Source organism: Streptomyces sp. TRM49041 (assembly GCF_008271805.1).
GTDB lineage: Bacteria > Actinomycetota > Actinomycetes > Streptomycetales > Streptomycetaceae > Streptomyces.
This window is the reverse complement of sequence record NZ_VSRY01000144.1, coordinates 1-13,679: the sequence shown is the minus strand read 5'-3', so window position 1 is coordinate 13,679 and position 13,679 is coordinate 1. Positions and strand designations below refer to the sequence as shown.

Genomic DNA, 13,679 nt, shown 5'->3' with positions numbered 1-13,679 from the left:
TCGTCTCTGCAGACTGCTTACTGCCTACGGGGGCCGGGTCAAGACTCTCACCCCACCCAACGGATCCTAAGGGGCGGGCATTCCCGTGGAGCCCGTGCGGCTGTAGGCGCGTCTGTCAGGGACGCGCGTAAGACCGCTTCAGCAGCACGTCCGCGGTCGCGGTGGCGGCCTTGGAGGTCGCACACGTGGCGTCCAGGACATAGGCGTCCACCTGCGTGTCGGCGCCGGGGTGCGGGAGAAGGACCAGATAGGCGGGGCGGCCGGCGTACTCGCCGGGCTCGGACGCGAGGGGCTGCTCGCTGCGGTTCAGTCCTCGCTGGACACAGAGCGGCATGTCCGCTCCCGGCAGGTTCCTCATCGGATTGACGTCCTGCGCGTCCACTCCTCCTTCGCGCTGGAGGCCTGGCGTCTTGGCGCCCGGGCCCTCGGGGGAGACCAGGAGCGATCGGACCCTGTCCGCCAGCACCGTCCCCGAGAACCGGGCGTCGTGGCTCTCGGAGACCGCGGCGTCGGCTTTCGCGGTCGCAGGATCGTCCCCGGTGGGCCGGGACGCCTGGAAGAGCACCACACTCAGGCTGACCGCCGCCAGGCCGCAGACAGCGCCCAGAACGGCGTGCCGACGGCGGCGTGAGGGATTCCGTCCGGGGCCGGTCGGGCCGTGAGGGCGCCCGGCCGGCGGGGCGAGCGGCCGCTCCGCGGCCTTGCGCCTCACAGGCCGGCGCCCGGGCTCTGCGGCCACCGTTTCACGTGAAACAAGCGCGGTGTCGTCCGGCGTGGTGGCGTTCAGAAGTGCCTCGGCGGCGAGGGCGGCATCGATGCGCTCCGCGACGTCGACCGGCATACGGGCCGGCCCTGGGAGGGTGCCGAGGAGCCCGCGGATCTCCTCCAGCGAGTTCCGTACATCGGCGCAGAGGACGCAGCTGTCGAGATGGCGGCGCACATCGACCGTCCGGGACGGTGGGAGGACGCCTTCCGTGAGATCGGAGATCTCCGAGACGTCCGGGTGCTGAGTTGTGTCGGCCGTGGATGTCACGCGCGTCCACCTCCGCCCTTCACAGCAGCAGGATCATTTGGTCCTGGGTCCCTGGGTCCCGACGCCGGTGGGACGGATGTCCCTGGCGTCCGGTTCCTTCCCCGGTCGGTGCCGCTGTTATCCACCGCGTCACCGCGCAGATGAGTGAGCATGGGGAGCAGCCGGGCCCGGCCGCGGGCGCACCGGCTCTTGACGGTTCCGGTCGGGACGCCCAGGACGCTCGCCGCTTCGGCCACGGCATAGCCCTGCATGTCCACCAGGACCAGGGCGGCACGCTGGTCGGGGGGAAGCTTCGCCAGGGCGGCCAGCAGTTGCCGGTGGAGGTCCTGCCGCTCGGCCGGGGCCTCCGCGGACTCGTGGGGCTCCAGAAGCTGCTCCAGCCGCTCGGTGTCGTCCAGAGGCGAGGTTCTGCGGGACGCCGACTTGCGGGCACGGTCCAGGCAGGCGTTGACGGTGATGCGGTGCAGCCACGTGGTGACGGCGGACTGACCGCGGAAGGTGTGGGCCGCGCGGAACGCCGAGACGAGGGCGTCCTGGACGGCGTCGGCCGCCTCCTCGCGGTCCCCGAGCGTGCGCAGGGCCACCGCCCAGAGCCGGTCGCGATGGCGGCGCACCAACTCACCGAAGGCGTCAGGATCGCCGGCGACATGCCTGTCGAGCAGTTCCTGATCGCTCGCCTTGCCGAGTGTGGCGTCGTCCACGGTGAGACCTCTCCCGCGACGGCTGGGATCAGCCGGTGAACTTGACGTCGGTGATCGCCTGCTTGTGGCCCGGGTCGCTGTACTGATCGCCCGGCGCGTAGGGCATCGCGGTCATCCACAGCAGCACGTAGCGGCTCTTCACAGGCTTGTCCGCGGTCAGCTTCAGCGTCCGGTCGTCGGTCCGGCCCGTCGCGATCTTCTGCATTCCGCCGACCGTGCCGGACGGGGACAGCCCGTCGGTGGCGTAGAGGGTGATCGTGGTGTGGTCACCGACGAAGCGCAGCGCTATGGACGCGGCGGACACGTCCTTCTCCGCCCCGAGGTCGTAGACGATGCCCACACCCTCCTTCACGAGCGGAACGAGATCCGGGCCGTCGACGTAGCTCCTGGTGCGCCAGTAGCTCTGCGCGTCGGAGTCGTAGGTGTTCTCCGCGGCATCGGCGTTCTGCGGATTGCCGTCGGGGGCGTACTCCTTGGCGTTCTGGATCGGCAGCAGGACCGGTGCCCGGGGCTTCTCGTCCTGGGGTGCCGTCGTGGGCTGGCTGGTGCCGGGGTCGTCCTTCGGCGGCTCCTTCTCGAGCAGCCTGTCCGCGATCTGCCAGCTGCCGAGGCCGAGGGCGGCGATCAGGAGTGCGGACACCGCCCACTTCAGCGCCTTGCCCGTGCGGCTCTGCAGGGGCGCGGGCGGCGCGGGCACCGGCTGGGTGGCCGCTGCGCTCGGGTGCTGGTGCGGACGCCCGTAGTTGCCCTGTTGGTAGGTCGTCCGCTGGTACTCCGGCGCGGACGGGAAGGCCGGCTCCGGAGGGCGGATGCGGGGCATGGCCGCGACGGCCTTGGTGAGCTCGTCAGGGGTCGTGCAGGCGGGCTCCTGGCGGGACGCGGTCGCGCCGTCGTTGGCGAGCGCGCGCATGGCCAGGTCGGAGAGGCCCCGGTGAACCCCCGCCCGGACCTGGTCGGGGGCGATCAGCCCGACGCCCTTCGGCAGGCCGGACAGGCCGTGGGCGTCGTTCTCGTACGGCCAGCGCTGCGTCAGCGCCGCGTAGAGCAGCGCGCCGATCGCCTCGGTGTCGGTGAGCTGGGGTCGGTCCACGCTGATCCCGCGCAGAGCGGCGTTCACGGCGAGCCCGCGGATCCGGTACTGGCCCGTGGAGGTGCGCAGCACCGCTCCGGGCGTGAGCCTCAGATGGGCGAGCCCCTCGCGGTGCGCGGCGGCCATCGCCTGGGAGACCTGGCTGACGAGCTGATAGGCGTCGTACGGCTCCAGGGGGCCCGCGGCGAGCAGGGTGGTCAGTTCGGTGGCGTCCGGAAGCCACTCGTGCACGACGTAGACGAGGTCGTTCTCCTCGACGGCGTCGAGGACCTGGACGAACCGGGGGTCGCCGAGCAGTGCCGAGGAGCGTGCGGCCGCGAGTACCGACCGCGCCCTGGGGTGGTCGGCGGGCAGTACATGGACGCCGACGGCGCGGCGGAGTTTCTCGTCGACGGCACGCCAACTGCTGAAACCGTCCAGACGGGTGACGCACTCCTCCAGCCGGTAACGGCGGGCGAGTTTGTGTCCGCTGTGCAACTCGGGTGCCTTGATGGCGGGCTCTTCCTCGGTTCCTCGTTCGCCGTCCGTGTTCCGGGAAGACATGTCCGTCGCGTCCTGTGCTTCCGCCCCGTCGGCCGTGGTCCCGTCCGCCTTGGCGGTCAGCGGGTCGTCACCGCTGTTGTCGGCCACGTCGACGGCAGCCGTGCTACGTTCCGCCACCGTCGTTCCTGCCTCCCCATCCGATGCGCCATATCCAACAGCCATGCCAATTGTGCCCACAGTCCGCCGCTATGCACGACACGCGGTGGCCGGTGATGGTTGTGCGGCCGCCCCGAGTCTCTAGCGGCCCAGACGGCCCCGGACCATGCCGACCATGGCGTTGAGCTCCTCGATACGCATCTTGCGGGCCGCCACGTAGAAGACGGCGAGGAGCACGACTCCCCCGGTCACCAGAGCGACGAGCGAGCCCAGCGCGTCCATGCCGAGCAGCGAAAGGATGCCGAACCCGACCACCCCGGAGGCCAGCGCGGCGGGGACCGAAGCCAGGCACAGCCGGGCGTACGTACGGATGACGTGGGCCCCGTCGAGGTCGCCACCCAGCCGGTTGCGCAGTCTGCGCCATGCGACGCCCACCCCGACCATGTAGGCGAGGCCGTACGAGGCGGCCATGCCGACAACGGCCCACCGGGGAGGGAGGACGACGTAGCAGATCGCGGACGCGGCGGCGTTGACCGCCGCCACGATGACCGTGTTGTAGAAGGGCGTGCGGGTGTCCTCGTAGGCGTAGAAGCCACGCAGGACGACGTACTGGACCGAGTAGGGGATCAGGCCAAGGCCGAATGCCATGAGGATGAAGCCCATGCCCGTGGCCGCCTCGAGGCCGCTGGAGGCGTACAGCAGGGTGCACATCGGCACGCCGAGGGAGAGGAAGCCGAACGCGACGGGGACGATGGCGACCGCCGAGTTGCGCAGGCCCTGCGAGATGTCGTCGCGGACGGCACCGGGGTCGTTGTCGTGTGCGGCGCGGGAGATGCGAGGCAGGAGCGCGGCCATGACGGAAACCGTGATGATCGCCTGTGGCATGCCCCAGATGAGCTGGGCGTTGGAGTAGGCGAGGATGCCCGCGCCGCCCGTGCCGGAGGCCTTGCCCGCGGCGGTGGCGAGCTGCGTGACGACGACGACGCCTGCCTGGTTGGCGAGGACGAACAGCACCGTCCACTTGGCCAGCTTGACCGTCTTGCCGAGGCCCTGGCCCTTCCAGTCGAAGCGCGGGCGGAACCGGAAACCCGCCTCACGCAGGTACGGGATCATCGCCAGCGCTTGGACGACCAGGCCGAGCAGTGTGCCGACGCCGAGCAGCCGGACGCCTTCGTCCGGGATGACGTCCACGCCCATCTTCGTCTCGGAGTACGAGCCGTACACCCAGATGAACAGGCCGAACGTGAAGATCATGACGACGTTGTTGAGGACCGGGGTCCACATCATCGCGCCGAACCTGCCGCGTGCGTTGAGGATCTGACCCATCACCACATGCACGCCCATGAAGAAGATCGTGGGCAGGCAGAACCGGGCGAAGGTCACGGCGACGCTGTTGGCGTCGGGGTCGTTCGCGATGGTCGGGGACATCGCGTACACGAGGAGCGGCGCGACGAACACCGCGACCGCGACGATCAGGCCCAGCGCGACCATGACGAGCGTCAGCAGCCGGTTGGCGAACGCCTCGCCGCCGTCCTCGTCGTTCTTCATCGAGCGGACGAGCTGCGGGACGAAGACCGAGTTGAGGCCGCCGCCGACCGTCAGGATGTAGATCATCGTCGGCAGGGTGTACGCGACGGTGAAGGCGTCACCGAGGGTCGCCGCGCCGAGAGCACCCGTGATCACCAGGCTCCGGAGGAAACCGGTGAGACGGGACACCAGGGTGCCGGCCGCCATCACGGCGCTCGACTTCAGCAGACCGGCGGCCTTCCCGCCGGACTTCTTCGGCGGCGGTGGCGGCGCCACCTCGGCCGGCTCGGGCGGCGCGGCCGGTGCCGCGGTCGCGGCAGGAGCCGGGGGATCGCCCTGGACCTGCTGGTCGCGGTAGAGGTGCGCGAAGACATCGGGCGCGGGCCTCTCCTCACCGGCCTGGGTCACCAGGTCGTCGACGCCGGTGAACTGAACGGTCCGGGCGTCGTCGCCGTACGGAAGGTGGCGGGACGGCCCGTCCGGCTCGGGCGGCGGCGTCTGGGCCCACACGCGCGGGTCGGGGGCGTACGGGGTCGCCTCGGGCTGCTGGTAGAGAGGGCGGGGCTTCTCGTAGGTGCCGGGCGGGGGCGGCGGATGCGCGGCCCGGTCGTAGAGGACCTCGTCGACCGGGTCCTGCGAGGACAGGTCCTGCGCCCGGTACGGGTCGTGGTCGTAGGCGTCCTGGACATAGGCGTCCTGGACATAGGGGGCCTGGGGGGCCGGCTGGGCGGCGGGCGGTACCTGTTCCGGCCCGGGGGTGGACGGCGTGCCGCCCGAAGGCGCACTGCCGCCGCCCGCGCCCTGGCCGCGGTCACCGTCGTACGGCGCGTTCATGGTTACCCCACCTCATCGTCCCGGGCCGGCCGGCCACGACATCGCTCAACGGTCCACTTTCTCACCCGGGCCCGAAGGGTCGGCGCTTTGCGGTCCGGTGTCCGGCACCGGGTCACTCGGCTGCACCGGATCGTCGCTCTCCGGCCCCGAAGGCGAGGAATCCGCCTCTTCGGGGGCGTCGGCGTCGCCCTTGCGCGCCGCAGCACGCTTGCGCTGGCTGTACATCCTGACACCGGCGAGGACGAGAAGCAGCACGCCGCCGGCGATGACGAGCATCACCGTCGATGTGATCTCGGAGACCTTGACGGTGAACGTCATGGGCCGGCCGTACCGCCTGCCGTCCTCCGTGAACAGCTGCGCCGTCACAGGGACGGGACCGTTCGCGTTGGCGGAGGCCGTGAACTTCACGGACTGGCTGTGACCGCCGTCGATCCGCACCGGCAGCTCGGTGATCGCCTCACCGCCGTTGAGCTTCAGACGGGTCGGCTTCGTCGACTCCAGCCTGAGCACCAGATGGTCGACGCCCTGCACCAGCTTGTTCTGCACGGTCACCGGGATCGTGGCGCTCCGCCCCGACAGCGTCAGATCCGACTTCTCGATCAGCTTCACCTCGTCGGTGAGGCTCTCCAGATGGGCCTGCACAGCCCTGCCGTAGTCGCCGGCCTCCTGCGGGCGGCCGCGCCATGACGTCGACATCTCCCGGCTGATCGCGTTGCCGAACGGCGTCACGACGCGGTAGGCGGCGGTGAGGATGACCTTGAAGTTGTCCAGTGTGTCCTGCGTGGTCTTCAGCTGCCGAAAAGCCGTCTCCGGCAGCTCCTCCCGGCGCAGCTCCTTGGGGTACTTCCCGGCCGACGGCACGTGCGTCGTCGCCTTCGGGTCGGGCTTGGCCGTGGTGGCGGTGAGCAGGTCCGAGGGCTGCGACCAGCGCTGGGCGCCGAGAACCCGAAGCGCACTCGCCATCGACTCCGCCTGCGAGACCGTCGGCATCCGCTGCGGGGCGATCACGACGCTCCGCGCGTTGCCGGGCCGCTCCAGGGCGACGGCCAGCGTGTGGGAGAGGAACTTCTGGATCGCCACCGTGGAGTCGCCCGCCCGTGCCATGTCGCCCTCGAAGGCGGTGGAGAGGGTGGCGTCGGACACGACCGCGGTCGTGCCGCCACCGATGGGCCGGGCGGCGTTCGGCGTGTACGGCAGGTCCTCCCGCATGCTGTCGCTGCGACTGATCACCTTGTCGGCGCCCGCCGACGTCGCCACATCGACGATCGACGGGTCGACCGCGCCGTCCACGGGCCAGGCGAAGTCGACCGACGGCTTCACATGGAGGATCGTCTCCACGGTCGACTCGGCGAGCTCCGTGGCCGGCCGCAGATGGCTGAGGGAGCCGGAGACGCGCTTGCCCCGGTGCGCGAGCGACGCCAGGTCCGGGTCGCCGAACGGCAGCGCGATCACTTTGTCGCCCTGCACCGCCTTGTCGAGAGCGTTGAGCCACCGCTTCGCGACGGCCTGGTTCTTGCCCTCGACGGTGGTGTCCCCGCTCCTGACCCGGTAGTCGCGGGTCATCGCCTCGACGGTGGCCAGAAGGTCGGGGTCGACGACCCAGGTGACGGGAAGCTCGGCGCCGAGCGTGACCATCCGCTCCAGTCGCCCACCGGGGGCGAGCTCCGCCGCGAGGCGGTCGTTCTCGAACACCGGCGTCTGCTGGTCGTCGGACCCTGTCTCGGCGGACAGGTACACGGACGAGATCAGCGGCCACAGGACGGTCACCTGGGTCCTGCTCTTCGCGGCGGCGGGCTGCCAGGGGAGGAAGGTCCGCTCGATGCCGAGCACCTGCTCGTAGGGGTCGCTCGTGGTCATCCCGGACAGCGAGACGCCCAGCTGGTAGACACCTTCGTCGTCCAGACCGAGCTTCTCGACCGGTACGGCAAGGGTGAACTCACGGCTGCCACCACCGGGGATGTTCGCGACCTTGACTGTGTACGCGCCACCGAGGGGCCTGCCGTCCCTGCCCTGCGAGAAGCCGGTGCGGCGGGCGGCGTCCTCGATCGCGCCCCGGCTGGAGAGCCTGGATCCGAGGTGCACGTCGATGTGCGCCCTGCTCACCGTCTCCCTGCCCTTGTTGGTGACCGTGCCGGTGATCGTGAGGGTGTCCCCCTTCACCGGCGCGCCGGGGGCCAGTGTGTCCAGAGACACATCGACGGTGCGGGATCCGGCCGACGCGGCTGTGGACGTGGCGGGTGCGACCGCCGACGCGACGGGCGCGGCCGGGAGGTGCACCAGCCCGGCCAGGAGGGGGACGGCGGCGACGACTGCGGCCGCCCGCCGCAGCCAGCGGCGGGCAGGGGAGGGATCGGTGCCCTGGAAGTCTGCCGCCTCGGCCACGCGCTCGTCCGTCCCTCGTCGTCTTGTGCCGTCGGTCCTTGCCGGTTCCTGCGTCCACGCATGGTAACGAGACGCGGTGCGGCGAAGTGCTGCGGAGTGGTCCACAAGATCGGGCGAGAGTACAGGAGGGCGCTCGAAATCAAGGAGGCTCCCCGTGGCGGGGCCACGTACCCTGTTCTGTTGTGCCGAACGCCAATGAAGACAACCCGACTGCCCTGAGCCAGGTGCAACGCCGCGCGGTCAGTGAGCTGCTGCGCGTTTCCCCGGTCGCCGACGATCTCGCCCGCCGGTTCCAGGAGGCCGGCTTCCGCCTCGCCCTGGTCGGTGGCTCGGTACGGGACGCGCTGCTCGGCCGACTCGGCAACGACCTCGACTTCACCACGGACGCCCGCCCCGAGGACGTACTGAAGATCGTCCGGCCGTGGGCGGAGGCCGTCTGGGAGGTCGGGATCGCGTTCGGCACGGTGGGCGCCCAGAAGGACGGCTACCAGATCGAGGTCACGACGTACCGCTCGGAGGCGTACGACCGCACCTCGCGCAAGCCCGAGGTCTCCTACGGCGACTCCATCGAGGAAGACCTCGTACGCCGTGACTTCACCGTCAACGCGATGGCGGTCGCCCTGCCCGAGAAGGAGTTCATCGATCCCCACGGCGGGATCGAGGACCTGGCGGAGCGTGTGCTGCGCACGCCGGGCACCCCCGAGGCGTCCTTCTCCGACGACCCGCTGCGGATGATGCGCGCCGCGCGCTTCGCGGCCCAGCTCGACTTCGAGGTGGCGGCCGAGGTCGTGTCCGCGATGAGGGAGATGGCTGAGCGGCTCGAGATCGTCTCCGCCGAGCGAGTCCGGGACGAGCTGAACAAGCTGGTGCTCTCCGCCCATCCGCGCAAGGGCCTGGCGCTGCTCGTCGACACCGGTCTCGCTCGCCATGTGCTGCCCGAGCTGCCCGCCCTCCGCCTGGAGAGCGACGAGCACCACCGGCACAAGGACGTCTACGAGCACTCGCTGACCGTCCTCGAGCAGGCGATCGACCTCGAGGAGGACGGTCCCGACCTGGTGCTGCGACTGGCGGCGCTCCTGCATGACATCGGCAAGCCGCGGACACGGCGCTTCGAGCCGGACGGCAGGGTCTCCTTCCACCATCACGAGGTGGTCGGGGCAAAGATGACCAAGAAGCGGCTGACCGCTCTGAAGTACTCCAACGACATGGTCAAGGACGTGTCGAGGCTCGTGGAGCTGCATCTGCGGTTCCACGGGTACGGCGCCGGCGAGTGGACGGACTCCGCCGTTCGGCGCTACGTGCGCGACGCGGGTCCCCTGCTGACCCGGCTGCACAAGCTGACGCGATCCGACTGCACGACGCGTAACAAGCGGAAGGCAGGTGCGCTGTCCCGGGCCTATGACGGGCTCGAGGTGCGCATCGCGCAGCTTCAGGAGCAGGAGGAGCTGGACGCGATCCGGCCGGACCTCGACGGCAACCAGATCCAGGAGGTCCTCGGTATCCGCCCGGGACCCGCCGTGGGTCAGGCGTACAAGTTCCTTCTGGAGCTGAGGCTGGAGAACGGCCCCATGGATCACGACGCGGCCGTCGCCGCGCTCAAGGAGTGGTGGGCGGCCCAGAGCTGAACGCCGACCGCGTCATGTTTCACGTGAAACACGACGCGGGGATGCGGGGTACCGGACGGGGCGGTGTTTCACGTGAAACACCGCCCCGACGTCATGGACGCCAACGGGCGAGTGCCGTGGCGGACAGGGCGTAGAGGCCGGCGACGGTGAGGATGAGAGGCGTGGAGCGGCCGTCCGGAGGCAGCATCAGCGCCGCGACACCGGCCGCGGCGACGAACGCGACATTGAAGAGCATGTCGTAGAGAGCGAAGACCCGGCCTCGGTAGGCGTCGTCGACCGTCCTCTGGACGACCGTGTCGGTGGAGATCTTCGTGGCCTGTGTGATGAGGCCGAGCACATAGGCGGCGATCATGGTCGTCACGGGGGCGAAGGGCAACCCCAACGCCGGCTCCAGGACCGCGGCCGATCCGGCGCACACTGCCATCCAGCCACCCGTTCCCAGCTTCTCCGTCGCCCAGGGCGTGATGACCGCCGCGGTGAAGAATCCGGCGCCCGATACGGCGACCGCGAGCCCCAGAAGGGCGAGCCCTTCTGATTCGCTCGCGGACCAGGCGTACCGGCTGAGCATCAGTACGGTCACTGTCAGCGCGCCGTAGCAGAAGCGGGCAAGCGTGATCGCGGCCAGTGCCTGGGCGGCGGGCCGCCGCTCCGACAGATGCTGGAGTCCGATCCACAGGCCACGGGCGGTCGAGGCGAGCGCCGCACCGATCCGGGGCATGACGAGGTCGGGGTCCGGCCCGAGCAGATCGCGGCTCATGCGCAGGGACGCCAGTGCGGAGGACAGATAGAGCGCGGCTCCCAGAACGATGGCCACGGCGTCGGAGCCGTCGGCGAACAGCCGGACCGCGAAGGCCAGACCCCCGCCCGCGGTGGCGGCGAGCGTACCGGCGGTCGGCGACAGGGAGTTGGCCATGACGAGCCGGTCGGCGTCGACGACGCGGGGCAGCGCGGCGGAGAGCCCCGCGAGGACGAAGCGGTTGACGGCGGTCACGGACAGCGCGGAGACGTAGAAGAGCCAGTCGGGTACGGACGCCAGGATGAGCAGCGCGGTGCCTGCGGCGAGGAGGGCGCGCAGCAGATTTCCGTACAGCAGGACCTGGCGGCGCCGCCAGCGGTCGAGCAGCACACCGGCGAAGGGGCCGACCAGGGAGTACGGCAGCAGCAGCACCGCCATCGCGTAGGCGATGTCGGCAGGCGTGGCCTGCCTCTCGGGCGAGAAGACCACGTACGTGGCCAGCGCGACCTGGTAGACGCCGTCGGCGCACTGGGAGAGGAGTCGTACGGCGAGGAGGCGGCGGAAGTTCGTCAGGCGCAGGAGTACGCGCAGATCACGTACGACGGACATGACAGCAAGGGTCACATACGGCGAAGGCCCCCGGGCGTACGCCACGGGGGCCCCAACGCCGTGAGAGAGAGCCTCTCTTGGCGGGTACGAGCGTCTTGAGCGCTTAGCGCTCGACCTCGCCCTTGATGAACTTCTCGACGTTCTCGCGGGCCACGTCGTCGAAGTACTGCACCGGCGGCGACTTCATGAAGTACGAGGACGCGGAGAGGATCGGGCCGCCGATGCCGCGGTCCTTGGCGATCTTCGCGGCGCGCAGGGCGTCGATGATGACACCCGCGGAGTTCGGGGAGTCCCACACCTCGAGCTTGTACTCCAGGTTCAGCGGCACGTCACCGAAGGCACGGCCTTCGAGGCGGACGTAGGCCCACTTGCGGTCGTCGAGCCACGCCACGTAGTCCGAGGGTCCGATGTGCACGTTGTTCTCGCCGAGGTCCCGGTCGGGGATCTGGGAGGTGACGGCCTGGGTCTTGGAGATCTTCTTGGACTCCAGACGCTCACGCTCGAGCATGTTCTTGAAGTCCATGTTGCCGCCGACGTTCAGCTGCATCGTGCGGTCCAGGATGACGCCCCGGTCCTCGAACAGCTTCGCCATGACGCGGTGCGTGATGGTGGCGCCGACCTGGGACTTGATGTCGTCGCCGACGATCGGGACACCGGCCTCGGTGAACTTGTCGGCCCACTCCTTGGTGCCGGCGATGAACACCGGGAGGGCGTTGACGAAGGCGACCTTGGCGTCGATGGCGCACTGCGCGTAGAACTTGGCGGCATCCTCGGAGCCGACCGGCAGGTAGCAGACCAGAACGTCGACCTGCCTGTCCTTGAGGATCTGGACGACGTCGACCGGCTCCTCGGCGGACTCCTCGATGGTCTGGCGGTAGTACTTGCCCAGACCGTCCAGGGTGTGACCGCGCTGGACCGTCACGCCGCTGTTCGGCACGTCGCAGATCTTGATGGTGTTGTTCTCGCTGGCGCCGATGGCGTCCGCGAGGTCGAGGCCCACCTTCTTCGCGTCCACGTCGAAGGCGGCAACGAACTCGACGTCCCGCACGTGGTAGTCGCCGAACTGGACATGCATCAGCCCCGGCACCTTGCCCGCCGGGTCGGCGTCCTTGTAGTACTCGACGCCCTGCACCAGCGAGGCGGCGCAGTTGCCCACGCCGACGATGGCTACGCGAACCGAACCCATTCCGGTTGCTCCCTGTTTGTTCTCGACGAAGCCCTGCAGTACGCAGGGTTTCACTTGGTGGTGTCGTCGGACGGATCCGGCCGGGTACTGCCCCCGTGCCGGGGCAGGCCGCCCGTGTCTCCAGATGTGTTGTTCTGCTCCGCGGGCCCTGAAGGGCTCTCCGAGCCGGATCGTCGCTGATCGCGGCCCGCCCGCTCGCTCTCGATGAGCTCGTTCAGCCAGCGCACCTCGCGCTCCACGGACTCCATGCCATGCCGCTGGAGCTCAAGCGTGTAGTCGTCCAGACGCTCGCGCGTCCGGGCCAGGGAGGCGCGCATCTTCTCCAGCCGCTCCTCGAGACGGCTGCGGCGGCCTTCCAGCACCCGCATCCGTACCTCGCGCTCCGTCTGCCCGAAGAAGGCGAAGCGGGCGGCGAAGTGCTCGTCCTCCCAGGAGTCCGGTCCCGTGTGGGACAGGAGTTCCTCGAAGTGCTCCTTACCTTCGGCGGTCAACCGGTAGACGATCTTCGCGCGTCGTCCTGAGAGCGAGGCGGCGAGGGCGTCCTCCGGGGCGCTGCCCGGTTCCTCGATGAGCCGGCCGTTGGCGACCAGTGTCTTGAGGCAGGGGTAGAGCGTGCCGTAGCTGAAGGCGCGGAAGATGCCGAGCGAGGTGTTGAGCCGCTTGCGCAGCTCGTATCCGTGCATCGGAGCTTCTCGGAGCAGACCTAGGACGGCGAACTCGAGGATGCCGGAGCGCCTGCTCATGAGCCGCTTCCTCCTTCACTCCGCTCGTTATGCCGCCCTGATGTATCGGCTCGATACATCCCGACGATAGAACGGCTGTCCTGTGCCGACAAGTGGGGCCGTGGTGAACGGCGTCACATCCCCAATTCGCAGTAGGCGCGTTGCCTGATTTGGGGTGAACTTCGACTCAAGGGTGGTTTTGTCCGTGCGTAGTCTGTGCGGCATGCACACCACCGGGAACCACGTGACGACGGGGGACGTCATCGTCGTGGGTGCATGGCGGACGGGCTCGGTGGGCTCGTCCGATCCATTTCGGGGGGACCGGAACTCAGCTGCCGCTTTCAGGCGTACTCGCCTGCCCGAGGAGTAGTCGTTCGATGAGCGAGCACCGTCGTAAACCGTCGCAGCCGCAGGATGGCGGCCGTGCCGCGGCCCGGCGCGCTGCCCAGCAGCCCGGCCGCCGGTCGGCCCCGGCGCGGGATGTCAGTTCAGGATCTTCCTCCGACCCGTATGGCGAGGCACGACCCTACGGTCGTGCCGAGGCCCGGCGGGCCGCTCAGCGCGGGGGCCGGCGACGCGGCGCCGAAGGCCCGGC

Annotated in this window: 9 protein-coding genes; 1 reads left to right on the top strand and 8 read right to left on the bottom strand. The window is 69.8% G+C overall.

The annotated features are described in order from the left end of the window. Nucleotides 1–115 precede the first annotated feature (115 nt). The 5 genes from FVS66_RS19235 to FVS66_RS19215 form a co-directional block, all read right to left on the bottom strand. Nucleotides 116–1,033 (bottom strand): hypothetical protein, encoded by a 918-nt coding sequence (locus FVS66_RS19235; protein ID WP_149182422.1) that lies wholly within the window; start codon nucleotides 1,031–1,033, stop codon nucleotides 116–118. Next, complete coding sequence (gene sigM / locus FVS66_RS19230; protein ID WP_149182421.1) at nucleotides 1,030–1,734, bottom strand: RNA polymerase sigma factor SigM; 705 nt, start codon at nucleotides 1,732–1,734, stop codon at nucleotides 1,030–1,032. Before sigM ends, FVS66_RS19235 begins: the two co-directional genes overlap by 4 nt. Before the next feature lie 28 nt (nucleotides 1,735–1,762). Beyond that, on the bottom strand, nucleotides 1,763–3,484 hold the full coding sequence (locus FVS66_RS19225) for a protein kinase family protein (RefSeq protein WP_149182420.1): 1,722 nt from the start codon (nucleotides 3,482–3,484) through the stop codon (nucleotides 1,763–1,765). Nucleotides 3,485–3,604: 120 nt separating this feature from the next. Beyond that, nucleotides 3,605–5,824: a murein biosynthesis integral membrane protein MurJ gene (gene murJ / locus FVS66_RS19220; protein ID WP_149182419.1), complete on the bottom strand. Its 2,220-nt coding sequence runs from the start codon at nucleotides 5,822–5,824 to the stop codon at nucleotides 3,605–3,607. A gap of 45 nt (nucleotides 5,825–5,869) precedes the next feature. Continuing rightward, nucleotides 5,870–8,206 carry a DUF6049 family protein gene (locus FVS66_RS19215; protein ID WP_149182418.1) on the bottom strand — a complete coding sequence of 779 codons (2,337 nt, stop codon included), beginning with the start codon at nucleotides 8,204–8,206 and terminating at the stop codon, nucleotides 5,870–5,872. A 182-nt stretch (nucleotides 8,207–8,388) separates the two neighbouring features. On the opposite strand from FVS66_RS19215, the gene FVS66_RS19210 reads away from it, so the two are divergent. Next, complete coding sequence (locus FVS66_RS19210; protein ID WP_149182417.1) at nucleotides 8,389–9,831, top strand: CCA tRNA nucleotidyltransferase; 1,443 nt, start codon at nucleotides 8,389–8,391, stop codon at nucleotides 9,829–9,831. Nucleotides 9,832–9,922: 91 nt separating this feature from the next. On the opposite strand, the gene FVS66_RS19205 is transcribed toward FVS66_RS19210, so the two are convergent. From FVS66_RS19205 to FVS66_RS19195, 3 genes are all read right to left on the bottom strand, one after another. Then, the gene (locus tag FVS66_RS19205; protein WP_149182416.1) at nucleotides 9,923–11,176 is read right to left on the bottom strand and encodes an MFS transporter; all 1,254 of its coding nucleotides are present in this window, start codon (nucleotides 11,174–11,176) and stop codon (nucleotides 9,923–9,925) included. Nucleotides 11,177–11,279: 103 nt separating this feature from the next. Then, the gene (locus tag FVS66_RS19200) at nucleotides 11,280–12,362 is read right to left on the bottom strand and encodes an inositol-3-phosphate synthase (protein ID WP_149182415.1); all 1,083 of its coding nucleotides are present in this window, start codon (nucleotides 12,360–12,362) and stop codon (nucleotides 11,280–11,282) included. A gap of 50 nt (nucleotides 12,363–12,412) precedes the next feature. Next, nucleotides 12,413–13,105, bottom strand: a complete 693-nt coding sequence (locus FVS66_RS19195; RefSeq protein ID WP_149182414.1) for a PadR family transcriptional regulator — start codon at nucleotides 13,103–13,105, stop codon at nucleotides 12,413–12,415. Between the last annotated feature and the right edge of the window lie 574 nt (nucleotides 13,106–13,679).